Consider the following 25,549-nt stretch of genomic DNA (forward strand, 5'->3'; position numbering starts at 1 on the left):
ATGCTGACGACTCTTCTTTCCATACTGACTAACCGCATTCTGTGGAGCTTCCTCGGCGTCACGGCGCTGGCGGCGGTGATCTGGATGATTGGACCGCTGCTGTCCATCGTGGACACCCGACCGCTTGAATCTGAACAGAACCGCATCATCAGCATCGCCGTGGTCTACCTGCTCTGGGCGCAGGGCCATATTCTGCCGCGCCTGTACAACGCCTGGCTGAACCGCAAGCTGATGGATAAGCTCAAAGAGAATACCGCCAGCCCGGAAGCGGCGGATCCGCAGAAGCGACTGAACAGTGAGGAGCAGATCCTCGCCAGCCGTTTTGATGAAGCCGCGCAGATGCTGAAAAAAGCGCACTTCAGCAAGGCGGGACAGGGCGCCCAGTGGACGCAGCGCTTCAGCACGCAGTACCTCTACCAGCTGCCGTGGTACGTCATTATCGGCGCGCCGGGATCCGGTAAAACCACTGCGCTGGTCAACTCCGGGCTGCAGTTCCCGCTGGCCGACCGTTTCGGTAAGACCGCCCTGCGGGGTATTGGCGGCACGCGTAACTGCGACTGGTGGTTCACCAACGAGGCCGTGCTGCTGGACACCGCGGGTCGCTATACCACCCAGGAGAGCGAGCAGGTGCAGGACGCCGGGGAATGGCTGCAGTTTATGGGGTTACTGCGTAAGTATCGCCGCCGCCAGCCGATCAACGGCGTGATCGTCACCATCAGCATTTCTGACCTGCTCACCCAGTCAGCCGAGGCGTCCCGCCAGCAGGCGGTAAACCTGCGTCAGCGTCTGTCCGAGCTGCATGAACAGCTGGGTATCCGCTTCCCGGTCTACGTGATGGTGACCAAGGCCGACCTGCTTAAAGGCTTCCGCGCCTGGTTTGCCGACTACGACAAAGCGCAGCGCGACCAGATCTGGGGCTTCACGCTGCCGTGGGAACAAACTAAACACGCCGATTACGACCTGATGGGCAACTTCCAGCAGGAGTTTTCTCTGCTGCAGCAGCGCCTCGACGCCGGGCTGCCGGAAACCATGCTCAAAGAGCATGACGCGAAAACCCGCGCCGAAGCGTATCTCTTCCCGCAGGAGTTCGCCGCGCTGCGTCCGCTGCTGGCGGATTACCTGAGCACGGTCTTCGCCCGCTCCAACTTCGAAACCGAATTCTCCCCGCGCGGGATCTACTTCGCCAGCGGGACGCAGGAAGGCATGCCGTTCGACCGCGTGATGGGCGAACTGAACCGCGCCCTGTCGCTGCCGGAAGGGGCAGAGAGCGATAACTGGGATTCGGTCAGCAAAGAAGCGCCAATCCCGGGCGCAAAAGGCCAGAGTTTCTTCATCAAGAACCTGCTGCAAAACGTCATCTTCCAGGAAGCTGGGATCGCCGGGGAAAACCGCTGGTGGGAGCTGCGCAACCGGGCGGTGATCTGGTCAGGCTATGCGGCGCTGCTGGCCATGCTCGTGATCCTGGGCGGGCTGTGGCTCACCAGCTATGCCAAAAACAAGGCCTATCTGGAAGAAGTGGATGCGAAGGTTCCGCTGCTCGACCAGCAGAGCAAAGCCCTACAGAACCAGACTCAGCGTGACCTGTTCGAACTGCTGCCGCTGCTGAATAGCCTGGTGGATCTGCCGAAAAGCGACGCCTTTGATGTGAACGATCCGCCGATCTCCCGCCGCATGGGGCTTTATCGCGGGGATGACGTTAGCGACGCCTCCCAGTCCCTGTACCAGAAAGCGCTGGATCAGATGCTGCTGCCTGCCGTCGCCATGCACATCACCACCTGGCTGCGCAACGACAACGGCAGCGATGTGGAATACAGCTATGAAGCGCTGAAAGCCTATCAGATGCTGTATCAGCCGAAACACTATGACGGCAAATTCCTGCATTCATGGGTGATGCTCAACCTGCAGCGTAACCTGCCGCAGAACGTCACGAAGGCGCAGCTGCAGCAGCTTGAATGGCATCTGACGCAGCTGCTGGAGCCGAAGATTCAGGCCTCGCCGTACGCGCAGGACGAATCCCTGGTCGCACGCGAAAGAGCGATGATCAACCAGCAGCCGCTTTCCACGCGCGTCTATGGCCGCCTCAAGCGCCTGCTGGAACATGATGACAACCTGAAGCCGGTCTCCCTTTCCGAACTTGGCGGACCGCAGAGCGAGCTGGTGTTTTCGCGCAAAAGCGGCAAGCCGGTGAGCGAGGGCGTACCGGGTCTCTATACGCCGGACGGCTACTGGAAAAGCTTTAACGGCCAGATTGACAGCGTCACTACGGCGCTGCACGAGGACGACGCCTGGGTACTGGGGGCCGCCACCGCGCAGGAAGATAAGCAGCAGATCGATAACGCCGTGCGCCAGCTCTATATGCGCGACTTTATCGCCAACTGGGATCGCTTCCTCGCCGACATCCAGCTCAATAACAGCGCCGACCTTTCCCAGCGCATCAACACCGCGCGCCTGCTCTCCGGCGCCAACTCGCCGCTGCGCCGTCTGGTGCAGAACCTGAGCCAGGTCCTGACGCTGTCACGCAATGCGCCAGCGCCGGAAGATGCGGGTAAAGCGCAGGATCAAAGCAACCGCGCCACCCGTACGCTGGAAGCCCTGTTCAGCAACAACGATGCTGCGCCGACGCAGGCCGCGGTGGTTACGCAGGCACCGGAACAGCTGGTGACCGACCACTATGCGCCGATGATTGAGCTGGCGCAGCCGCTGGAGAAGGGCGGGAAGACCATCGTGTTTGATGATTTTCTCAAGCAGGTGGATGAACTCTATCGCTACCTGACCGCCGTTCAGGATGCGGCCAACAGCGGCATGCCTGCGCCGGGCGGGGAGGCGATCAGCCGTCTGCAGGCCAGCGCCGGTCGTCTGCCGGGCGGGCTGCAAACCATGTTCAGCAACATGGCGGTAGGCGCCAGCAGTGACACCCAGCGCCGTGACCTGGAAAACGTACGTAAGCGCATTAACGTTGAAGTGGGTGGTTTCTGCCGTCAGGCAATTGCCGGTCGCTACCCGCTGGTGCGCAGCGCCAGCACCGAGGTGACGCCGGACGATCTCGCGCGCATGTTTGCGCCGGGAACCGGGCTGATGGACGCCTTCTTCCGCGACAATCTGACCAACAAGGTGGATACCACGCAGGCCAACTGGCGCTTTATGCCGGGCATTGACGGGAAAACGCTGCCGGGAAGCGAAGGGCTGCTGAGACCGTTCCAGCAGGCCCAGTCGATTCGCGACGCCTTCTTTGCTAACGGCGCAACCACGCCGTCTTTCAAGGTGACGGTTCGCACCGTGCGAATGGATAACACCATTCTGAACCTGACCCTGGATGTTGACGGTCAGCTGCTGCGCTACAGCCACGGCCCGCAGGCCGTGCAGATCATGAACTGGCCGGGGCCGGGCGGCACCAACCAGGTCCGTATGCAGCTGGGGCTGGCGAACGGCAGTACGGCGACGCTGGTCACCAACGGCGCCTGGGCGCTGAACCGCTTTTTCGATAAAGCGAGCACCAGCCCGGGTACGGGTAGCCTGAGCCGTCAGGCCACCTTCAACGTCGACGGACATCAGGTCACGCTGGAGTTTGCGCCGAACAGCATTCGTAACCCGTTCCAGCTTCCCCGTTTCACATGCCCATAACCGCAAGGACAGCCGTATGACGAATACCCCTGCGATGAACCGCTACAGCTGGTATGGCAAGTTACCCAGCGCCGGAGATTTTTTGCAGCGTCGCTTTCCTGACACCTTACAGCGCCAGTGGTCGCACTGGTTCCAGGTCGGTCTGCTGGCCTGGCAGCAGGAAGAGCAGCGCAGTGGCGAGCGCCCGTTTCAGAAAGCGCCAGTCTGGAATTTTGTGGTACCGCCCATGCTGGGCAGCCAGATGATCCAGATGGGCTGTCTGCTGCCCGGCCGCGACAGCGTTGGCCGACAATACCCGGTTTGCCTTCAGCTAAGCTTCGCGCCGTCAGAATGGTCGACCAGCCTGCTCAGCCAGGCCGAAAGCTGGTATCAGCAGATTGGGCGCCTGGGGCTGCACGCGGTGCGCAACAGTTTTTCCGCCTCGCAGCTGGATGAGATGCTGATGACCATTCCGGCGCCGCAGCCGGTCGAGCCGCAAAAGCGCTCCGACATCCTGGATGTGATTGGCTATGACGAGGACGGTCAGAGCACGCTGGGCTGGCCGCAGGCGGCAGAGTGTTTTGATCCGCTGCGTCAGACCAGCTACTGGTGGACCAACCGCTGCGACGGTTACCCGCTGTACACCCACGTGCACAGCGGTAACTTCACCGGGCAGCTTTTCACCCTGCTGTTCGATCCGGCAGGGGGCGCCCGTCCGGGCCGTCACGGTCTCTATCCGCCTATGTTTGAATAAGCAGGGATCTCATGAATATCGAAGAATTTCTCGCGCCGATAAGCGCCGACAAGCCCTGCGGCGAAAACCTGGAATATGACGCCGACTTTCAGGCGATGAACCAGGCAAGCCTTGGGAAAGCGGAACAGCAGTTTGGCGACACCATTATCCCGGCGGAGCCTGCTGACTGGAACACGGTCGAAAAATACGCCACCAGCCTGCTGACCCGCACCAAAGATCTTCGCGTCCTGCTGGCGTTAACCCATGCCTGGACCCGCCGTCGCGGGCTGGCGGGCTACGCGGACGGATTACTGCTGGTGCAGGAGGCGATCGCCCGTTACTGGGAGCCGCTCTATCCGCTGCTGGAAGAGTATGGCGAAACCGATCCGTTCTACCGCATTAACGCCCTGGCAGGGCTGAGCGATAAGTCTGACCTCACCGTCGCCGTGCGTAACGCCTCGCTGCTGCGTTCAAACGGCGATGAAATTTCGCTGCGGGATGCCCAGGCCCTGCTGGACGGCAGTAAGACGGAGTGTCCCGACTATCCAGGCGGCCGTCCACGGCTGATTGACGAGCTGGCCCGCGGCGACCAGCCGGGAACCGCAGCGGTTATCGTCATCAACGAACGGCTGCTGGCGATTCGCGAGCTGCTCACCGGTCATCTCGGTGAAAGCGGCGTGCCCGAGATGGAGCAGTTGTTGAAAACCGTGGGGCTGGTGGCCAGTGCCTGTCAGGTGACCGACATCAGCAAGCTGCTGCCGAACCGTGAGGCGCAGGCAGAACTACAGGCGGAGCCGCCATCAGCGGCAACGCAGCCCGTTCAGCCGGTGACCGACTGGCGCAGCGTGCAGGTCACCAGCCGCGCCGACGCCCAGCTGATGCTGGAAAAAGCGAAGCAGTATTTTGCACAGTACGAACCGAGCCACCCCGCACCGTTGATGATTGAACGGGTGCAGCGGCTGTCAGAACTTAACTTTATGGACATTATTCGCGACCTGGCGCCAGACGGCGTTAACCAACTGGAAAACATCTTTGGGCGCCGCGAATAGCGCGTCCAGGCATTATGACGTCAGGCATGGAGCCTGGCGTTTCACCTTCACCGCGCATCTTTGATGGAGAACATCATGGCAATGAGTAACAGTGGGCAGAAATTCATCGCACGTAACCGTGCCCCCCGCGTGCAGATCGAGTATGACGTAGAGATCTACGGTGCAGAACGTAAAATTCAGCTGCCGTTTGTGATGGGCGTTATGGCCGATCTGGTCGGCAAACCGGTGGAAAACCTGCCGGCCGTCGACGAGCGTAAATTCCTCGAAATTGACATCGACAACTTTGACGAACGCATGAAGGCGCTGAAGCCGCGTGTGGCGTTCCAGGTGGATAACACCCTGACGGGCGAAGGTAAGCTTAACGTGGATCTGACCTTCGACAGCATGGACGACTTCCTGCCGGACGCGGTAGCCCGCAAGGTTGAGCCGCTGAACAAGCTGCTGGAAGCGCGTACCCAGCTCTCCAACCTGCTGACCTATATGGACGGTAAAAACGGTGCGGAAGAGCTGATCGCAAAAATTCTGCAGGATCCGACGCTGCTCAAATCCCTGAGCCAGTTGCCGAAAAATGACGAAAGCGCGAAAGGTAGCGAGGAATAATCGATGAGCAACCAGACTCAACAACACGAGCAGCAGGCGGGTCAGGCGTTCAGCCAGGATGAATTCAGCGCGCTGCTGAACAAAGAGTTCCGCCCGAAAACCGACCAGGCCCGCTCCGCGGTAGAAAGCGCGGTCAAAACCCTGGCGCAGCAGGCGCTGGAAAATACCGTCACCTTCTCGAACGATACCTACCGCACTATTCAGAACCTGATTGCCGGTATCGATGAGCAGCTGTCGCAGCAGGTGAACCAGATCATTCACCACGAAGAGTTTCAGAAGCTGGAGAGCGCCTGGCGCGGTCTGAGCTACCTGGTGAACAACACTGAAACCGACGAGATGCTGAAGATCCGCTTTATGAGCATCTCCAAGCAGGAGCTTGGCCGCACCCTGAAGCGCTACAAGGGCGTGGGCTGGGACCAGAGCCCGATCTTCAAGAAAATCTACGAGCAGGAGTACGGTCAGTTCGGCGGCGAGCCGTTTGGCTGCATCGTCGGCGACTACTACTTCGACCACAGCCCGCAGGACGTTGAGCTGCTGGGCGAAATGGCGCGCATCGGTTCTGCAGCGCACTGTCCGTTCATTACCGGTACCGCACCGGGCGTGATGCAGATGGAGTCCTGGCAGGAGCTGGCCAACCCGCGCGACCTGACCAAGATCTTCCAGAACACCGAATACGCCGCCTGGCGTTCACTGCGTGAATCGGAAGATGCCCGCTATCTGGGCCTGGTGATGCCGCGCTTCCTGTCGCGCCTGCCGTATGGCATTCGCACCAACCCGGTGGACAGCTTTGACTTTGAAGAGCAGACCGACGGCGCGAACCACAACAGCTACTCCTGGGCGAACGCGGCCTATGCGATGGCCGCCAACATCAACCGCTCCTTCAAAGAGTACGGCTGGTGCACCTCGATTCGCGGCGTGGAGTCCGGCGGGGCGGTGGAAAACCTGCCGTGCCACACCTTCCCGAGCGATGACGGCGGCGTGGATATGAAATGCCCGACCGAGATCGCCATCAGCGATCGTCGTGAAGCCGAGCTGGCGAAAAACGGCTTTATGCCGCTGGTTCACCGTAAAAACTCCGACTTTGCCGCCTTCATCGGCGCGCAGTCCCTGCAGAAACCGGCGGAGTACCACGACCCGGATGCGACCGCTAACGCGCGCCTGGCATCACGCCTACCGTACCTGTTCGCCTGCTGCCGTTTTGCCCACTACCTGAAGTGCATCGTGCGCGACAAAATCGGCTCCTTCCGCGAGCGCGAAGAGATGGAACGCTGGCTGAACGACTGGGTCATGAACTACGTCGACGGTGACCCGGCGAACTCCTCTCAGGAGACCAAGTCCCGTAAACCGCTGGCAGCTGCGGAAGTGCAGGTGCAGGAGATTGAGGACAACCCAGGCTACTATGCCGCGAAGTTCTTCCTGCGTCCTCACTACCAACTGGAAGGTCTGACCGTTTCCCTGCGTCTGGTTTCTAAGCTGCCGTCGCTGAAGACGAAAGACGCGTGATGATGAGTGCCGGCCCTGGAGGGCCGGCAAAGTAAACTACATTGGCAAAATTCATCTAGAAAGCCATCGACATTCATGAACCTCAGGAGGAATCAACTTTGGGAACGAGTTCACCAAAAGAAATTGCAGATGGCATGCTGAAAATTTTTGATACGCGTAAACAAAGTGGCCCAGAAATTTTCGCTCGCAGCGCGGTCGATGGTTTTATGTCAATTCCAGAAGACTTATGGATGTTAACAAAAGATTTTCTGGATACAGACCATCGGTGGCGAAATGAAACAGATAAAATTAGATTGTTAACTTTAATAAAAAAAGGGCTTACATCAGAAGATGTGCGTCGGTTAATCAATACAGTGGTCAAACGATATCTGTCTGGTTTATCTGAAGAACAATCTAAGGAACTCCTCCTAAAAGTCGGTGGGTCGCAAGTAGGTGGTATAGCCTTTAAAATGGTTTTCGTAAATGAATTAATTACGCTATTCGTTTCAAAAATTGTGCCGCGATTTCTTGTTTCTGCAGGGCTTACTGGTGTATTAAGCGTGGGGGCTTCAATTTCTCGCTCAGTTTATGCCTCATACGATCTATTAAAATTAAACAAAAATGTTTACTATGAGTTGCGTGGTGCGGGCGATTTAGATTTGTTATATTTTCTCGTTGAAGATAATGTTAAGCCATTTATTGAAGCTATAAATTTCCAACAGAGTCATGGTGCCATAGATAAAGAGATTTTTAGTCAGTTTTTAGCAGGAGCTACTCGTGTTTGAAAGAGCATCAAAGTACGTTATAGTCTATCTCATGCTTATTGTTTCATTTATGCTTTTTTTCTCAACCCTTGGCTATTATATTTTTGTTTTTGATTGGTCGGTAACCATCTTGGAAATAACGATAAATGCCGCTCTATTAATCATTCTCTTAGTTGCATCTATCGCTATTTACTATTTTGCGGAAAAATTAAAATCAAGGCTTTGATTTGCGCAAAAATCTTAGCGAGAAGTAAAATGCTAAAAGTATGATCAGCAGGAAAAGTAATTTTCCAAAAAGTAAACCTGCAGAACTTGTAGTGACTTTTTCTAATGAAAATACATACCAGGCGGACTGAAAAAGATCTACAGTTGTGAAAATTGCGATAATTAAAAATACAATGGTAAGTATTAATAACAATATTTTCTTCATGTTATGTTGCCTTTGATGAATGATAGACGATTGAAAATATTCTAGATGATACAGTGAATGATTGTCTAGCGCTTAGTTACCATGAAGTGTAACTAACAAAATTTAGGGTGGTTGCAATTGCAGGCACTCTGAAGAGTCTGTACGAAGTACGAATTCGTCAGGCTAGAGGCAGAGGTAAAATATGGACGGTTTTATTCAGCCCCATGCTTTCCTGTTTGCCATATAAGTGCTTTTTCGAAAGCAATAATTTTCATCCACGAAGAGTAGATATTATGGCTATTGATATGTTTCTGAAGGTCGAGGGTGTTACGGGCGAATCTAAAGATTCTAACCACACCGGCTGGACTGATATTACCTCCTTCTCCTGGGGCGCTTCCCAGCCAGGTAATATGAGCGTTGGCGGTGGCGGCGGTGCCGGTAAAGTTAACTTTAACGACCTGCACGTTAACGCGCTGATCGACAAATCCACCACCGCTATCCTGAAACACTGCGCAAGCGGTAAACACCTGACTAAAGTTGAACTGTCCGTTTGTAAAGCGGGCGGCCAGCAGGTGGAATACTCCCGCATCACGCTGGAAGATGTGCTGGTGACCTCTGTTCAGTACACCGGTGCAGACAACGGCGATACCGTTGGTGTGACCTACGCATTCCAGGCTGCGAAAGTGAAACAGCAGTACTGGGAGCAGACCACGTCGGGTGGTAAAGGTGCTGAAAGCAGCGCTGGCTGGAACATCAAAGAGAACAAAGAAGCGTAATAATAGTGGGCCCGAAAGGGCTCACTTTATCCGGAGCTTCTTATCAAGGAGAAACAAGATGTCTCAAATGCGTCCTGCTTTTGGTGCCGCCTGGAACAGATTCAGAGAAGTGAACGTAAGCGTAGAACAGGTTGGAAAATTGTTGGGTGGAAAAGTTCAGCATAATATCGACGCCGGTATTTTTAAAAATGCCTGCCCAATTCGTATGAGCTACGTTTTAAATTACTGTGGCATTCCGATTCCTTCTAACAGTAAATATGCGACAGTGACCGGAAACGACAAAAAGCGCTATATGTTCCGCGTTAAAGATATGATTGCATTTCTACCCACGGTACTGGGTAATGCCGATATGTCTGTCTCTTCTCCCACTCCTGCGCAATTTGCAGGCAAACAGGGCATTATCATCTTCACCGGGCACGGCTGGAGCGACGCTACCGGGCATGTCACACTCTGGAATGGAAATATTTGCTCTGATGATTGCCATTTTCTGGGCTCACCGGGTAATGGTTCATTTATTCCGACCAACGCAACATTCTGGAGCCTGAAATGAAACGTTTGTTACTGCTGATCCTGGCTATAAATGCCCCTGCTGTTTATGCCCAAACCCTGCCTGATGTTAGCGCTTTTTCTCAGCAACAAATCTTTGAAAACTGGGTGCAAAATCGATGCATCAGTAAGATTGCGGACAGTAAAAGTCTTAAAGATGATGCAGAGGCCAGTGCGGCCGCATGGCTGGAAGCAAGCAATCTCCCTGCTGAGAATTTTGAGAAAGCTGACAAGGTGATTGTTTCTTTACTGAAAGAGAAAGTAGGTGGTACCGAACCGGGTCAATATCAGGTTTTAAAGTGCAGCTTAATCGCCAACAGCGACGCGATTCGTCCGCTCAAAACCGCAAAATAGAACCAATGGAATCGCCCCCAAACGCCGCCGTTCTCGCTCCGAGAGCGGCAGCGTTTGAGCGCTAATCATACCAGCAGGAATACGCCATGCGATTCACGATTATTTCTACGAAACCCGGTCATCAGCCGCCGCAAAGCAGCTGTGATTTTTACGCCCCGGGCGGCACCATTGGGCGCGGTACGGATAACAATCTGGTGTTGCCGGACAATGACCGCACCATCTCTCGTCTGCAGGCCATTGTTCACGTTGACGCCCAGGGCGAATGCCGCGTGACCAACCGTGGCAGCGTCACCCGCGTGGTATTAAATGACATTCCGCTGGAGCGGGGACGTCAGGTTGAGCTGCAGGATGGCGATATTCTCGGTATTGATGACTACCGTATTGAAGTGACCGAACTGATCCACGATACGCAGCCCGTAAGCCGCATGGCGGCCAGCCTGCACCAGCAGGCGCGTCCGACGGTCGCCCCTGCGCCAGCGCAGCAGCCGAAACCGGCGAATGCCGCACCGCGCGGGAAAACCGAGCCGACCGCCGTGCCAACGGAGATCTGGGATAGCCTGATGCAGGAGTTCTCCATCTCCGACAGCATCTCCAGTAACCGCACAAAGCCGCAGCCTGCTGCATCGCACGATCCGTTCTCCCAGCCTGCGGCTCCGGAGCGTAACGCCGAAGATCCGCTGGCGATGTTCAACGACAGCGATCCGACGCTCGAGCGTAAGCATGTCGATCCGGATACGCTGTTCAGCGATGAAGCGTTGTTCAAAAAAGAGAGTATTTTTGACGACGTCACCCCGTCAACCCTGGTGCCGCCGGGCGAGACGAGCCCCGTTAAGCCAGAAGAAGAGGCGACGGACGAGCTCGATCCGCTGGCCCTGTTTGGCGGTAAAGCCAGCGCGCCAGCCGCGCGCAATGACGACCCGCTCGGGCTGATGGGCGGCGCGCCGTTAACCCATCCGGATGACATTATCAACGAGAAGCCTGCCCCCGTGCCGGAACCTGAGCAGGAAGAGGACGTCCTGGCCGATTCCCCGCTGTTCGCCCCTGAGCCGCAGGAAGAACCGCGTGCTGAAGAAGAACCCGCGCGACCGGATTACGCAGGCTTCACCATGCCTACGCCGCAGGCCGTTGCGCGCAGCAGCGCGCAGGCCCCGAAGGGCCGCCTGCGCATCGACCCGGTCAATAACGCTGCCGCCCCAACCGCCACGGCAAACAGCGGTGAGAAGGGTGAAGTGCTGCAGGGCGAGCTGCTGGAGGCGCTGCTGGAGGGGATGGGGCTGAGCGAAATGCAGCCCGTTCCGCAGTTTGACCGTGAAAATATGCGTCAGCTGGGGCAGATCCTCGGTATGTTCTCTCAGGGGACCGTGGCGCTGCTCTCCTCGCGCTCCATTCTCAAGCGCGGCGTAAAAGCCGACATGACCATGGTGCTGGACGATGCCAACAACCCGTTCAAGCTGTTGCCGACCGGCAAAACCGTATTAATCCAAATGTTCGGCACCCCGATGCCGGGCTTTATGCCACCAACCAAATCCGTGCGCGACGCGCTGATCGATCTGCAGGCGCACCAGCTGGGTATGATCTCCGGCATCCGCGCCATCATTGCCGCGATGCTGCAGTCCTTTAACCCGGAGCAGCTGGAAGAGCAGGCGAAACAGAACGGCATGACCTCGCGTCTGGCGCTGCCGGGCAGCCGCAAAGCCGCCCTGTGGGACTACTTTGTTCGCAGCTATGGCGAGACGGCGGGCGAGATTGAGGACGACTTCCACACCCTGTTCGGCGAAGCCTTCCTTCATGCGTATGACATGGAGGTCAATCAGTACAAAGACTCACAGAGCGGATCGGAAGACAAATGAATATCGCAACGGCTTCTCTCTCCCGCCAGGGGACGCGCGCCAGCAACCAGGATCAGACGGGAGAAACCATAGGGGAACGTTCAGCCTGCTTTGTCGTCTGCGACGGCATCGCGGGGCTGCCGGGCGGCGAGGTGGCCGCCGCGCTGGCCCGCAACAGCATTATCTCCCGCTTCGATGGCGACAAACATCTTAATGCGCAGCACATCCGCGACTACGTGCAGACGGCGAATCGCACCATTCTCAGCGAACAGCAGGCCGTTCAGGACTATCGCCGGATGGGCACGACGCTGGTCAGCCTGTTCATTGACCGTGATTACGGGCTGGCCTACTGGGCGCATGCCGGAGACAGCCGCCTGTACCTGTTCCGCCGCGGATGGCTGTGGCATGTGACCACCGACCACAGCCTGGTGCAGCAGATGAAAGATGCCGGACACCAGACCGACAACCTGAACAGCAATCTGCTCTATCTGGCGCTCGGGATTGAAAACGGCGGGCCGGAAGCGAGCTACAGCGACGTGGTACAGGTTGAAGACGGCGATGCATTCTTACTCTGCACCGACGGATTCTGGCACGGCGTCAGCGAAGAGCAAATGAAGCAGTCGCTGCACATGGTGAATACGCCGCAGGAGTGGCTGACCTTAATGAACCAAATCATTCAAAAGAATGGCGAGCAGGAGGGGAATGCTCAGGATAACTATACTGCCCTGGCGGTATGGATGGGCAACCCTCAGGACACCACTTTGCTGCACACCCTCTCTGACGCAGCACAATTTCTTCCCTGCGGAACTGATTAGACACACAAGGAACGATATGAAACTTTGGCTATCGGGTTTGGCACTTCTGGCGGCGACCTCCACCGCGCAGGCTGAAAATTTCCGCATCGTGCAGTCTCCTGCGCAGAAGCTGGATATCTGGATCGACAACATCAAAGACAATACGCCGCAGAGCTGGTGTAAGCCTGAGGTGGCGCTGCGTATTGTGGCAAACGGCAAGAAAGATGTCTCCGTGCTGGAGAACTTTGTGCCGCGTCTTGGCTCACTGCTGGAACACCAGTGCAGCAAAGTGAATAAACTCAGCTGGACGCTCAACGATCCGGCGGGTACCACGCTGGCGCAGGGCTCGGCTGGCAAAGCGCAGGACTGGGCGCTGGTGGTGAAACAGGAGCAGGCCGCGTCTGCCGCGACCGTCACCGCCACCCCAGCCAGCGGCGCGTTACTGCCGCCCGATCAGAACGTGGCTTCCCGCACCGTTGCCGCCGACCGTACACCGTGGCAGGAGTTTACGCTTCAGGACGGCTGCCACCTGCGCACCTTCTGGGAAGGGGGCGCTTCTGCACCGGCGCTCTTTATTCCCGATTCTGACACCACCCGCTGCGGGAACGGCAGTTGGCTGAGCGGACACACCGTTGTGTCGCAGTCCCGCAACGGCGGGCAGAAAGAGATGGCGGTGACATACATTCATGGCTTCCCGGTCACCGGGCTGAATCAAAGCGCCGACCCGGAAAACGCGCTGATCACCTCCGTCAACAAAGAGCGCATGGTATTCAGCACTCCAAACAGCGACCAGAGCTGGATGATCCTGCCTTACGATAACGCCCTGAACAGCTGGAAGAGCAACGGCACGGTCGCGGTGGAGATTTCCCGTGAAACCGCCAGCGATGATGCAAAACTGCAGGCGCGTATCGCGGCGGTGAAAAAAACCTGGAGCGCCTGGGTGGCACCCGGTACCCCGCTGAATATCGTTCTGATTGACACCCTGCGTCCTCAGCTGCGCGATCCGGCCGTCGGCGCATGGCGCGCGGCAAATTAAGGAATGGCAATGAATACGCTCTATCAACACCTGGCGGGTGAGTCGCTTAACGACGCGCTCGCGCGTCTGGAAGCAGAAATCAAAGCCCGTCCGGCAGATGCCGACCTCCGCGCCGCGTTCGTGCAGTTTTTAACCCTGAGCGGCAACTGGACGCGTGCCCTGACCCAGCTAAAAAGCTGGCTGGCGCTGAAGCCGCAGGCGAAGCCCACCGTCACGCTGCTGGAGCAGTCCATTCAGGGCGAGCTGCAGCGCGCGCAGGTGATGGCGGGACAGGCGCGTCCGGCGATGCTTGAAACCCAGTGGCCGTGGCTGACCACCCTTGCCGCGGCGCTGAGCGAGGAGGGCGAGCGCGCGCAGGCGCTGCGTCTGGAAGCCCTTGAACAGGCGCAGGCAAACCCTGGTAGTGTCACCCTTGAAAACGAGGAGACGCTGGCCTTTGAGTGGCTGATGGACGGCGATGCCCGGCTCGGCCCGGTGTGCGAAACCATCGTCAACGGCCGCTATTTCTGGCTGCCGTTTAACGCTATCGCGGAGATCCGTTTCCAGGCGCCTGCCAGCGTCACCGATCTGGTCTGGCGTCACGCGCTGGTGCGCCTGACCGACGGAACGGAACAGGTGTGTCAGATCCCGGCGCGTTACCCGTTTGCAGCCGATGCCTCTGATGCGGTCAAACTGGGCCGCACCACCGACTGGCACCCGCTCGACACTGACGGCACGCTGTATGAAGGCCAGGGCCAGAAGGCCTGGCTGAGCGAGCAAAGCGAAAGCCCGCTGCTGTCCTTGAGCCTCGTGACGTTCGCGACGGATGGAGCCGATGAGTAATCCCGCTGGCGAAGGCGATCTGCTGCGCAGCGGCTGGCAAGCCCGCAGCAAGCAGGAGAAGGTGGGGGCGCGCGACAAAATGCAGCCTTCGCTGCTCGATCGCCTCACCGATAACGATCCGGAAAAAAAGCGCGAGTCGGCCAACAGCAATCTGATCACCCACGCCGCCCTGCGTCGCAATGTGCTGCGGGATCTGCAGTGGCTGTTTAATACCATCAACCACGATGCCTCCGGTGATTTGAGCGCGTTACCGCACGTGAGCCGCTCGGTGGTTAACTTCGGCGTCGCGCCGCTGGCCGGAAAAAGAATGTCGGACATCGAATGGCACGACATTCAGCGCAAGCTCACCGAGGCCATCATTAATTTTGAACCACGCATTTTGCCGCAGGGGCTGCAGGTCCGCTGCGTGTCGGATACCTCCTCGCTGGATCTGCACAACGTGCTCTCCATCGAGATAAAAGGGCGTTTATGGTGTGTGCCGTACCCGCTGGAGTTTCTGTTTCGTACCGATGTCGATCTGGAAAACGGCCATTTTGAACTGAAAGATGCGGGGTAATCATGGAAAGTAAACTGCTCGAATACTACAACCGTGAGCTGGCCTACCTGCGCGAAATGGGGGCCGAGTTTGCCGAACGCTACCCTAAAGTCGCCGGACGGCTGGGCATGCGCGGCATCGACGTGGCGGACCCGTATACCGAACGCCTGATGGAAGGGTTCGCCTTCCTGACCTCCCGCGTGCAGATGAAAATGGACGCGGAGTTTCCGCGCTTCTCCCAGCGTCTGCTGGAGATGATTGCGCCAAACTATCTTGCGCCCACGCCGTCGATGGCGATTGCGGAGATTCAGCCCGACAGCAGCCGGGGCGACCTGAGCAAGGGATTCATTGTGCCGCGCGGTACCATGATGGACAGCCTGGCGCTGAAAAAAACCGGCGTGACCTGCAGCTATACCACGGCGCACGAAGTCAACCTGCTGCCGCTGAAAATCGACAAGGTCGAGCTGGGCGGTGTCCCCGCCGATTTGCCGCTCGCACAGCTGGGTCTGAGTCAGCGGGGGATCGGCAGCGCCCTGCGGATCCGCATCGCCTGCGACGGCCCGCAAAATCTCGGGCACCTGGATTTCGACCGTCTTGAGTTTTTCCTCGCCGGTCCGGATATCGAGGCGCTGAAGCTGCTGGAGCTGGTGATGGAACACCACGCCGGGATCGTCTGTCAGACGGTCAGCCCGCAGCCGCAGCGACAGCTGCTGGCGTCGGACGCGCTGCGTCAGGAGGGCTTTGAGCCTGACCAGGCGCTGCTGCCGGACGATCTGCGCAACTTTGACGGCTATCGTCTGCTGCAGGAGTATTTCGCCTTTCCGGCCCGTTTCCGCTTCATTAGCCTCAGCGGCCTGAGCACGCTGATCCAGCGCTGTGAAGGCGAAAAAGCCTTCGACATCTTCATTTTGCTGGATAAGTCGGATGAACAGCTGGAGCGCGTGGTCGATGCCAGCCACCTGGCGCTGCACTGCACCCCGGTCATCAACCTGTTCCCAAAGGTCGCGGCGCGTCAGAAGCTGAATGAAGGCCAGCATGAATACCATCTGGTGGTCGATAACATCCGTCCGCTGGATTATGAGATTTACGCGGTCAAAAAAATCTATGGCAGCGCGGATGGTCAACGCGATGACCAGACGTTTCGCCCGTTCTGGAGTACCTGGAGCGGTGATGCGGGCAACTACGGAGCCTATTTTTCCCTGCGCCGTGAACAGCGCGTGCTGTCCGAGCATGCCCTGCGCTACGGCACCCGTACCGGCTATATCGGCTCGGAGGTCTTTGTTTCGCTGGTGGATGAACAGCACGCCCCCTGGCAGGAAAACCTGCGCTATATCTCTGCCGAGGTGCTCTGCACCAGCCGCGACCTGCCGCTGATGCTGCAGCAGGAGCTCGGGCAGTTCATTATGGCGGACTCCATGCCGGTGAAATCCCTCACGCTGCGTAAAGGCCCGACGCCACCGCGTCCGGCGCTGGCGGAAGGGTTCAGCACCTGGCGGCTTATCAGCCAGCTGCAGATGAACTACCTCAGCCTGATGGACAGTGACAATGAGGAGGGGGCTGCCGCGCTGCGCCAGCTGTTAGGACTGTACGCCAACCTGGCCGAAACGCCCGTTGCGCGCCAGGTGGAAGGCGTTCGTCACTGCGTGCTGGAGCCGGTTCACCGCCGCGTGCCTGAACCCGGCCCGGTGGTGTTCGCCCGCGGGATCGGCATTACCCTGACGGTGGATGAGCGAGCCTTTTCGGGGGCCAGTCCGTGGCTCTTCGGCAGCGTGATGGAGCGTCTTTTTGCCCGCCTGGTCTCCATCAACAGCTTCACCGAGTTCACCCTGAAGAGTCAGCAGCGAGGCGAGATTGGCTACTGGGCGCCGCGCATGGGTAAAAGGGCGCTGATATGAGTGACGCCGCCACTGTACCGCTGCGCGTGCATCGCCTGACGAAGCTGCCGGACGCGTTCTGGCACGGCGTCCGTGAGACGCCCTGGCGCTACGATCTGTTTCAGCTGTTAAGGCGCATTGATGCCCAGGGCGGCGAGCGCTACCCGCTGGGCCGCGCGCCGCTGCCAAAATTTGAACCGCTGCGCATCGGCCAGCAGCCGTCGATGAGTTTTGCCCCGTCGACGCTGGCCAGGGTGCGTCAGCGGGAAGAGAGCGGGCTGCATGAGGTGTCTATCCTCAGCTTCGGCCTGTTTGGCCCGAACGGCCCGCTGCCGGTCCACATGACCGAGTACGCCCGCGAGCGTATTTATCATCATCAGGACACCAGCCTGAGCGCGTTTGCCGATCTGTTCCACCATCGTCTGGCGCTGCTGTTTTACCGCGCCTGGGCGGATGCGCAGCCCACCGTCTCGCTGGACCGCGCCGATAACAAGCGCTTTGAGGGCTATCTGGCGTCGCTGATTGGTATGGGCCAGCCGGGTCAGATGGACAACGGCAGCCTGAGCTCACACGCGCGCTTTACCCACGCCGGGCACCTGACCCGTCACGGGCGGGATCCGGAGGGGCTGGAGAAGATCCTGCGCAGCTATTTTAAGGCGCCGGTCAAACTGGTCAGCAACGTGCCGCAGTGGATGCCGCTCTCCACGCGCGAGCAGGCGCAGCTGGGAGCAGGACGCCGCATGCCGCGCATGGGTGAGTCCGCCTTTCTCGGCGTCGCCGTCCGCGACGTGCAGCATAAGTTTCGCATCGAGATTGGCCCGCTGAGCGCGGAGGAGTACAACCGCTTTCTGCCGGGTGAAGCGTGGGTCACCGAACTGCGCGACTGGGTGCGTCAGTACGCCGGAGTGGAGTTTGAATGGGAAACGCGGGTGATCCTGCACGCAGACGCGGTGCTGGGCGCCACGCTCGGCGGTCATGCGCGATTAGGCTATAACACCTGGCTGGGCCTTCAGCCGCAGCCTGTCCCGCGCGGCGATCTGGTGTATCGCGCAGAGCGGTAATCCTTCCGTATACCGAATCATTGTTAATGGAAACTAACATGTCAGAAATTAGCCGTGCCGTGCTTTTCGGCAAACTGGATACGCTGTTATTTACCTCTCTGGAAAGCGCCACTGCGTTCTGCAAGCTGCGCGGCAACCCCTATGTTGAGCTGGTGCACTGGCTGCATCAGCTGATGCAGCAGCAGGATGGCGATCTGCAGCAGGTCATCCGCCACTTTGCCCTTGATGAACAGCAGCTGACGCGCGATATCGTTGCCGCGCTGGATGTGCTCCCGCGCGGGGCGAGTTCCGTTTCCGATCTCTCCGAGCATATCGACAGCGCCGTGGAGCGCGCCTGGGTCTTCGGCTCGCTGAAGTTTGGCGTCAGCCGCATTCGCGGCGGCCATTTGCTGATCGGCATGCTGAAAACCTGGAATTTGGCCAACGTGCTGAAAAGCATCTCGTCGCAATTCACCCGCCTTAACGTCGAGGTGCTGATTGAGCAGTTCGACGCTATTTGCGCCAACAGCAAAGAGACGCAGCAGGCTGCTGCTGCCGTCGATGCACCGGCGGGTGCGGTACCGGCTGCGCAGGGGACGCTGGCCCAGTACGGTCAGGACCTGACCGCCCGCGCCCGCGACGGGAAGATTGACCCGGTTGTCGGGCGCGACGAGGAGATCCGCCAGATGGTCGATATCCTGATGCGCCGTCGTCAGAACAACCCGCTGCTGACCGGGGAAGCCGGGGTCGGCAAAACGGCGGTGGTGGAAGGTCTGGCGCTGCGTATCGCCGACGGCGACGTGCCGGAGCCGCTGCAGAACATTCAGCTGTGGCTGCTGGATATCGGCATGCTGCAGGCCGGTGCTGGCATGAAAGGCGAGTTTGAAGCCCGTCTGCAGGCGCTCATTAACGAAGTCCAGTCCAGCGCCACGCCGATCATTCTGTTTATCGATGAGATCCACACCCTGATTGGCGCAGGCGGCCAGCAGGGGACCGGCGATGCGGCGAACCTGCTGAAGCCAGCTCTGGCGCGCGGCCAGCTGCGCACCATCGGGGCCACCACCTGGGCGGAATACAAAAAGTACATTGAGAAAGATCCGGCGCTGACCCGTCGTTTCCAGACGGTGCAGGTGCACGAGCCGGACGAAGCGAAAGCCATTCTGATGCTGCGCAGCACCGTGTCGCCGCTGGAGACGCATCACCAGGTGTTGCTGCTCGACGAAGCGGTCAGCGCGGCGGTGAAGCTGTCGCATCGCTACATTCCGGCGCGTCAGCTGCCGGACAAAGCCGTGGCCCTGCTCGACACAGCCTGCGCCCGCGTCGCGGTCAGCCAGAGCGCGCCGCCGGCGCAGCTGGAAGACTGCCTGCGCCATCTTGCCGCGCTGGATGTGGAAATTGAGATTGCTGAACGCGAAGCGCGCGTGGGGGCCGGTGATGCCGATCGCGTCACGGCATTACGCGCCGAACGAGACGCGTATGAGACAAAACGCGCAGCCCTGGCCGAGCGCTGGGAAGAAGAACGCAGCCTGGTGCAGGAGATTATCCGCCTGCGCGCCGCGCTGTTCGCGGCGGGCGAGGAAGATACCGCTGAGCTGCGCGGCAAGCTGGCGGAACAGCAGCAGGCGCTGAACGCCTTACAGGGTGACGAGCCGCTGCTGTTTGCCGCGGTGGATGAAAACGTGGTTGCCGCGGTGGTCTCTGACTGGACCGGGATCCCGCTGGGCCGGATGGTGAAAAACGAGATCGACGCGGTACTCAACCTTGCCGACACGCTGAACCAGCGTGTTATCGGCCAGCGTCACGGTCTGGATCTGATTGCCCGCCGCGTGAAAACCTCGCGGGCGAAGCTGGACGACCCGAACAAGCCGGTGGGCGTCTTTATGCTGTGCGGCCCGTCCGGCGTTGGTAAAACCGAAACCGCGCTGGCGCTCGCCGAATCTCTGTACGGCGGCGAGCAGAACGTCATCACCATCAACATGAGCGAGTTCCAGGAAGCGCACACCGTCTCCACCTTAAAAGGTGCGCCTCCAGGGTACGTAGGGTATGGTGAAGGCGGGGTATTAACCGAGGCCGTCCGCCGCCGTCCATACAGCGTGGTGCTGCTGGACGAAATTGAGAAAGCGCACCCGGACGTCCATGAGATCTTCTTCCAGGTCTTTGATAAAGGCTGGATGGAGGACGGCGAGGGGCGCCACATTGATTTTCGCAACACCATTATTATTCTGACCTCCAACGTCGGTACCGAGCTGATTAGCGCCATGTGCGCCGATCCGGACCTCATGCCGGAGCCTGAGGCCTTAAGCGGCGCGTTGCGCCAGCCACTGCTGGAGGTCTTCCCACCGGCGTTGCTGGGCCGCCTGCTGGTGGTGCCGTACTACCCGCTCAGCGACGAGATGCTGGGGCAGATTGTTCGCCTGCAGCTCAGGCGCATTCAGCGTCGTCTGGAAGAGAATCACAGCATCATTTCTGAGTTTGACGACAGCGTGGTGGAACAGATTGTTCAGCGCTGTACCGAGGTGGAGTCGGGGGGACGCATGGTGGATGCTATTCTGACCAACACCCTGTTGCCCCAGATGAGCCAGATCTTACTTACCGCCAGCCGCAGCGACGAGCAGTACCGACGTCTGCATGTCACCTGCGAGCAGGGCGAGTTTCACTGTCAGTTTGCCGCGTAATAATCATCAAGAGAACTGTAAAAGATGACGGATAATGATAACAATCGGACTGTCCCAAACGCGCTCCCGGTCGGGTACCGCTTCAACGAGTTTGAAATCAAAGAGGTGATCGGCGGCGGCGGTTTTGGCATTGTCTATCGCGCGTGGGATCACCAGCTCGAACGCACTATCGCTATCAAAGAATTTATGCCTTCCTCGCTCGCCGTACGCGGCGACGACATGACCCTGGTGCTGCGCAGCGAGCGCTTTGGCAAAGCGTTCTCCGCGGGCCTGAACAGCTTCATTCAGGAAGCGCGTCTGCTGGCGCGCTTTAACCACCCGAACCTGCTGCACGTCCTGCGCTTCTGGGTGCAAAACGACACGGCCTACATGGGGACGCTGTTTTACAGCGGCACCACGCTGTCACGCCTGCGTGAAGAAAAGCCGGAGCTGATCAACGAAGCCTGGATCCGCCGCACGCTACCGATGCTGTTCGGTGCGATCAAGACCATCCACGACGAAGGCTACCTGCACCGCGACATCTCTCTGGATAACATCCAGATCCAGGATAACGGCCTGCCGGTGCTGCTCGATTTCGGCTCCGCGCGCCGCACGATTGGTAACCTTTCCGACGAAACGGAAACCATGCTGCGTCCGGGCTTTGCGCCGATTGAGCAGTACACCGACGACAACGAAAGCGAGCAGGGCCCGTGGACGGATATTTACGCCCTCGGCGCCGTGCTGCGTACCCTGATTGTGGGTTCTCCGCCGCCGGTCAGCGTGGTGCGCTCTATTCAGGATACCTGCAAACCGCTGGTAGAAATCATGCCGCAGGGCTATTCCATCCCGCTGCTGCAGGCCATTGACCGCGCGCTGGCGCTGCACATGGAGGATCGTCCGCAGTCCATCGACGAGTTCGCCGCGCTGATTGAGATGCCGGTCGCCGGGATCAACGACGTGCTGACGGCGAAAAAGCCCGGCACGATGCTGGTTCCGGTTGAAGACGAGAAACCGGCTTCGCTGCTCGACTGGCGCCGCTACAAGATCCCGGGCATGGTTGCCGCGGGCGTGCTGGTGGGTATTGTCGCCGGGGCGATGATTTTCAGCGGCGGTAACGATGCGCCAGAGCAGGCTGCGCAGGCACCGGCAGAGACGCGTCCAACCGAAACTGCCGCGAACGCCCCAGACGTGAAGCCAGAAACGGCGAAGGTGAGCGAACCGGCGACAGCACAGCAGACCCCACCGCCTGCCGCGAGCCCTGTTGCGTTGGTCTATATCCGCATCCTCGACGGCGAAACGCTGAAAGTAAACGGCGAGCCAAAAGCGCTGCGCCCGGGAACCAACGGCTATGCATCGCTCAAGCTGCCAGCCGGTGAGGCGAAGATTGAACTGCAGGGCAACGGAAGAACGCGTGGCCAGACGCTGGATATTGCCAAGCCGGGCACCTGGCTGGTGAATCCGTAGGAATATAAACAGGAGATACTATGGAAGTGTACAATCTTCGAAGCCAGAGGCTTCACATCCAAAGGAATGTGAGAAGGTTGTCTCTCCTGTTTATGCGTTTTGAATTTAACCCTAATCTGGAGAGTTGAGTTGAAGCCAACATGTGCCTCCCCATTTTTGTAAATAATAATATCGGGCGTACACAAAACAACCTCGCTCATTTAAATAGCAATCTATGGTATTTCTGGGGAAGCATGGATCTTCTCGCAATGTTACTTTATTGCGTGAATTCAGTTCGCCACGACAGAATTCCATTCATTTCTGATGCAAAAGCGTTTGGTGATTCGTTGCATTATTATGCAGGTGATGGTTTCAGCATTTTGGTCATGCTTTTTTTTGTGCTTGACTTACTTTTATTACTCTCTTTGTTTACTTCGGCTTGGTTATTCTTCAAGCGAAAGATTGGAGCGGTTAAATTTGCCCTTGCTCAGGAATTATTTCGCTTGATTTCATTCAGATGTTCGGTCTCATTGTTCCCTCTTTTAGTAAGTATGTTTGATATTTCAAACATCTGGTTGAATGTAGGTTTATTTGTCACATCAGAGTCACTGAAAATCTACTCTCTTGTTTTTTGGATGATCAAGAGGGAAAAGCCCCTTTCTTGAATGACGCTTTATCACAGATGCGAACCCCTTTTCTGCATCGCATAAGCTAGATGGAATAAAGATTATGCTCAACCGAATTACCGTTCAGCTCCCGGTGGAGGGGCTTCTGTTCTGGAAACTGACGGGCCGCGAGGCGATGTCAGAGTCGTTCGCGCTGACGCTGACCGTGCTCGGCACGGACGCACGCATTGACCGCAGTAAGCTGCTGGGCCAGCCGGTCACGGTGGCTATCCCGACGCAGAATCTGCTGACGTCCCGCTATATTAACGGCAAGATTACCCGCGTGGCGGTCAGCGCCGTTGAGCTGACGGGCACCCGTTATGCGGTGTACCAGCTGACGGTGGAGCCGGACCTGTGGCCGATGAAGCGCGACCGTAACCTGCGTATCTTCCAGGGTCAGACGGTGCCGCAGATTGTGAAAACGCTGCTGGGTGAGCATCAGGTCAACGTTGAGGACAAACTCACCGGCAGCTACCGGGTGTGGGACTACTGCGTGCAGTATCAGGAGTCGAGCCTGGACTTCATCAGCCGCCTGATGGAGCTGGAGGGGATTGCGTATCACTTCCGCCATGAGGCGGACAAGCACACCCTGGTGCTCACCGACGCCGCCACGCAGTACCAGCCCTTCAGCGGCTATGAGGTCATTCCTTACCACCAGACGCCGTCAGGCGGCAGTACGGATGAAGAGGGCATCAGCCAGTGGGCGCTTGAGGACAGCGTGACGCCGGGGATTTACAGCCTCGACGACTATGACTTCCGCAAGCCGAACGCGTGGCTGTTCCAGGCCCAGCAGAACCCGGCGTCGCCGAAGCCGGGCAGCATCGACGTGTACGACTGGCCGGGTCGCTTTGTGGACAAGGGGCACGGGGAGTTCTATGCCCGTATCCGTCAGGAGCGCTGGCAGGTGGAGCATCAGCAGATTCAGGCCACCGCGACGGCGGCGGGGATTGCGCCCGGGCACACCTTCACCTTAACCAACGCGCCGTTCTTCAGCGACAACGGCGAGTATCTGGTCACTGCCGCGGGTTACCACCTCGAAGAGAACCGCTATGCCAGCGGCGAGGGGGAGACCATTCACCGGACCGATTTCACGGTCATTCCTGCGTCGGTGGCCTACCGTCCGGCGCAGAGCACGGCGTGGCCGCGCACCTACGGCCCGCAGACGGCGAAAGTGGTGGGGCCGAAGGGCGAGAGTATCTGGACGGACAAATACGGCCGGGTGAAGGTGAAGTTCCACTGGGACCGTCTGGCGAAGGGCGACGACACCAGTTCCTGCTGGGTGCGCGTGTCGAGCGCGTGGGCGGGCCAGGGCTACGGCGGGGTGCAGATCCCGCGCGTCGGCGACGAGGTGGTGGTGGACTTTATCAACGGCGACCCGGACCGTCCAATCATTACCGGTCGCGTGTACAACGACGCGAGCATGCCGCCGTGGGCGCTGCCGGCTGCGGCGACGCAGATGGGCTTTATGAGCCGCACGAAAGACGGTTCCGTGGACAACGCCAACGCCCTGCGGTTTGAGGATAAAGCGGGCGCAGAGCAGGTATGGATCCAGGCCGAGCGTAACATGGACACCAGCGTTAAAAATGATGAAACGCACAGCGTCGGCGGCGAGCGCAGCCATTACGTGAAGAAAAATGAACTGCATCGCGTGGAAGCGAATCAGACTCAGGCCGTGAAAGGTGGCACCGAGATCCTGACGGGGAAAGGCAAGCTGGATGCGGCGGTAGAGCAGTATGTTATCGCTTCCGGGACGAAGCTGCGGCTGGTCTCAGGGGAAAGCGCCATTGAGCTGAATGCTAACGGCAAGATTAACCTCATCGGCAAAGAGTTTAACTTCTTCGTGGAAGGGGATGGGTATATCACCACGGGCGGTAAGCTGCATCTGAATACCTCTGGTACAAAACCGGGCACCACGGCGCCGGGTTCCGGACATAAAGGGGATATTGATGCGGCGGTGCAGGCGAAATTTACGACCAAAGATGAGTAAAGCAGGTGCGGTACTTATCGCGTTACTAACGATGGGAATGGCTGGAGGAGACGCGCAGAAAAAGGATCTCTGGATGTTTATTTCCGGGATGAGTGCATCGCTTAAGACGTTATCCGTTACAACCCTTAGTAACGCGCCGTTACCGTTTAAGATGACCAGGCAAAATGAATATATCAATTTCTACAATGCCGACGATATCAAACTCGCTGATGGAACGAACATAACCGCAATTGAGTTACGTTTAAGCAAAGATAACGACGGCATGGCGCCTTTACTGAATTTTTCACCCTCCTCAGGTCAATGCATAACGCTGGATACCGTTAAAAAGCATTATCCGCAGCTGACGTTAACTGATTATCCACGAGGCCGTTCGGAGAAAGAAGTGACCAGCCATACAGCCCGAAAAGATATGAATGGACAAAAGGTGAGCTTCAGTTTCACCGTGAAAAATCCTCACTGTCTGGGTTCAGTCGTCATTAGCGCAGACTAAGAAATACTGCACTCATGTCCTGGCGGTTTCTTCAGGGTGATAATTGCAATACACATTCAATAAATGA

Annotated in this window: 21 protein-coding genes; all 21 read left to right on the forward strand. The window is 58.2% G+C overall.

Annotated features, from left to right (window positions below; translation table 11 throughout):
- The 21 genes from tssM (at position 1) to BMW97_RS00740 (ending at position 25,482) form a co-directional block, all read left to right on the forward strand.
- Positions 1–3,621 (forward strand): type VI secretion system membrane subunit TssM, encoded by a 3,621-nt coding sequence (tssM, locus tag BMW97_RS00630; protein WP_045908264.1) that lies wholly within the window; start codon positions 1–3, stop codon positions 3,619–3,621.
- 16 nt (positions 3,622–3,637) lie between these two features.
- Positions 3,638–4,354, forward strand: a complete 717-nt coding sequence (gene tagF / locus BMW97_RS00635; RefSeq protein WP_045908265.1) for a type VI secretion system-associated protein TagF — start codon at positions 3,638–3,640, stop codon at positions 4,352–4,354.
- An 11-nt stretch (positions 4,355–4,365) separates the two neighbouring features.
- Positions 4,366–5,382 (forward strand): type VI secretion system protein TssA, encoded by a 1,017-nt coding sequence (gene tssA, locus BMW97_RS00640; RefSeq protein WP_045908266.1) that lies wholly within the window; start codon positions 4,366–4,368, stop codon positions 5,380–5,382.
- Between the two features lie 75 nt (positions 5,383–5,457).
- Positions 5,458–5,982, forward strand: coding sequence for a type VI secretion system contractile sheath small subunit (gene tssB, locus BMW97_RS00645; protein ID WP_008502644.1), 525 nt, complete (start codon positions 5,458–5,460; stop codon positions 5,980–5,982).
- A 3-nt stretch (positions 5,983–5,985) separates the two neighbouring features.
- Complete coding sequence (tssC, locus tag BMW97_RS00650; protein WP_021240385.1) at positions 5,986–7,485, forward strand: type VI secretion system contractile sheath large subunit; 1,500 nt, start codon at positions 5,986–5,988, stop codon at positions 7,483–7,485.
- 98 nt (positions 7,486–7,583) lie between these two features.
- Entirely contained in the window at positions 7,584–8,249 is a 666-nt protein-coding gene (locus BMW97_RS00655) for a hypothetical protein (protein ID WP_025913122.1), read from the forward strand.
- Positions 8,250–8,930: 681 nt separating this feature from the next.
- On the forward strand, positions 8,931–9,413 hold the full coding sequence (locus tag BMW97_RS00670; RefSeq protein WP_008502640.1) for an Hcp family type VI secretion system effector: 483 nt from the start codon (positions 8,931–8,933) through the stop codon (positions 9,411–9,413).
- 58 nt (positions 9,414–9,471) lie between these two features.
- Positions 9,472–9,963 carry a type VI secretion system amidase effector protein Tae4 gene (locus BMW97_RS00675; RefSeq protein WP_032645536.1) on the forward strand — a complete coding sequence of 164 codons (492 nt, stop codon included), beginning with the start codon at positions 9,472–9,474 and terminating at the stop codon, positions 9,961–9,963.
- Entirely contained in the window at positions 9,960–10,313 is a 354-nt protein-coding gene (locus BMW97_RS00680; RefSeq protein ID WP_045908268.1) for a T6SS amidase immunity protein Tai4 family protein, read from the forward strand. Before BMW97_RS00675 ends, BMW97_RS00680 begins: the two co-directional genes overlap by 4 nt.
- Positions 10,314–10,399: 86 nt before the next feature.
- Positions 10,400–12,163 carry a type VI secretion system-associated FHA domain protein TagH gene (gene tagH / locus BMW97_RS00685; protein ID WP_045908269.1) on the forward strand — a complete coding sequence of 588 codons (1,764 nt, stop codon included), beginning with the start codon at positions 10,400–10,402 and terminating at the stop codon, positions 12,161–12,163.
- Entirely contained in the window at positions 12,160–12,957 is a 798-nt protein-coding gene (locus tag BMW97_RS00690) for a PP2C family protein-serine/threonine phosphatase (RefSeq protein ID WP_008502637.1), read from the forward strand. Before tagH ends, BMW97_RS00690 begins: the two co-directional genes overlap by 4 nt.
- A 16-nt stretch (positions 12,958–12,973) precedes the next feature.
- Entirely contained in the window at positions 12,974–13,972 is a 999-nt protein-coding gene (locus tag BMW97_RS00695) for a hypothetical protein (protein ID WP_045908270.1), read from the forward strand.
- A gap of 9 nt (positions 13,973–13,981) precedes the next feature.
- On the forward strand, positions 13,982–14,794 hold the full coding sequence (locus BMW97_RS00700) for a type VI secretion system accessory protein TagJ (protein WP_090392341.1): 813 nt from the start codon (positions 13,982–13,984) through the stop codon (positions 14,792–14,794).
- The gene (gene tssE / locus BMW97_RS00705) at positions 14,787–15,350 is read left to right on the forward strand and encodes a type VI secretion system baseplate subunit TssE (RefSeq protein WP_024909842.1); all 564 of its coding nucleotides are present in this window, start codon (positions 14,787–14,789) and stop codon (positions 15,348–15,350) included. The genes BMW97_RS00700 and tssE overlap by 8 nt, the downstream gene beginning before the upstream one ends.
- A gap of 2 nt (positions 15,351–15,352) precedes the next feature.
- Positions 15,353–17,224 (forward strand): type VI secretion system baseplate subunit TssF, encoded by a 1,872-nt coding sequence (gene tssF, locus BMW97_RS00710; protein ID WP_045908273.1) that lies wholly within the window; start codon positions 15,353–15,355, stop codon positions 17,222–17,224.
- Positions 17,221–18,264 carry a type VI secretion system baseplate subunit TssG gene (gene tssG / locus BMW97_RS00715; RefSeq protein ID WP_045908274.1) on the forward strand — a complete coding sequence of 348 codons (1,044 nt, stop codon included), beginning with the start codon at positions 17,221–17,223 and terminating at the stop codon, positions 18,262–18,264. Before tssF ends, tssG begins: the two co-directional genes overlap by 4 nt.
- Before the next feature lie 38 nt (positions 18,265–18,302).
- Positions 18,303–20,918, forward strand: a complete 2,616-nt coding sequence (gene tssH / locus BMW97_RS00720; RefSeq protein ID WP_045908275.1) for a type VI secretion system ATPase TssH — start codon at positions 18,303–18,305, stop codon at positions 20,916–20,918.
- A 24-nt stretch (positions 20,919–20,942) separates the two neighbouring features.
- Positions 20,943–22,361: a serine/threonine protein kinase gene (locus BMW97_RS00725; protein ID WP_090392343.1), complete on the forward strand. Its 1,419-nt coding sequence runs from the start codon at positions 20,943–20,945 to the stop codon at positions 22,359–22,361.
- Positions 22,362–22,594: 233 nt separating this feature from the next.
- The gene (locus BMW97_RS00730) at positions 22,595–23,005 is read left to right on the forward strand and encodes a hypothetical protein (protein WP_223539133.1); all 411 of its coding nucleotides are present in this window, start codon (positions 22,595–22,597) and stop codon (positions 23,003–23,005) included.
- A gap of 64 nt (positions 23,006–23,069) precedes the next feature.
- Positions 23,070–24,992, forward strand: a complete 1,923-nt coding sequence (locus BMW97_RS00735; protein ID WP_090392345.1) for a type VI secretion system Vgr family protein — start codon at positions 23,070–23,072, stop codon at positions 24,990–24,992.
- Complete coding sequence (locus tag BMW97_RS00740) at positions 24,985–25,482, forward strand: hypothetical protein (RefSeq protein WP_045908995.1); 498 nt, start codon at positions 24,985–24,987, stop codon at positions 25,480–25,482. Before BMW97_RS00735 ends, BMW97_RS00740 begins: the two co-directional genes overlap by 8 nt.
- Positions 25,483–25,549: the final 67 nt, after the last annotated feature.

Origin of the sequence: Enterobacter sp. NFIX58, from assembly GCF_900110475.1 — a bacterium.
Taxonomy (GTDB): domain Bacteria; phylum Pseudomonadota; class Gammaproteobacteria; order Enterobacterales; family Enterobacteriaceae; genus Enterobacter; species Enterobacter quasiroggenkampii.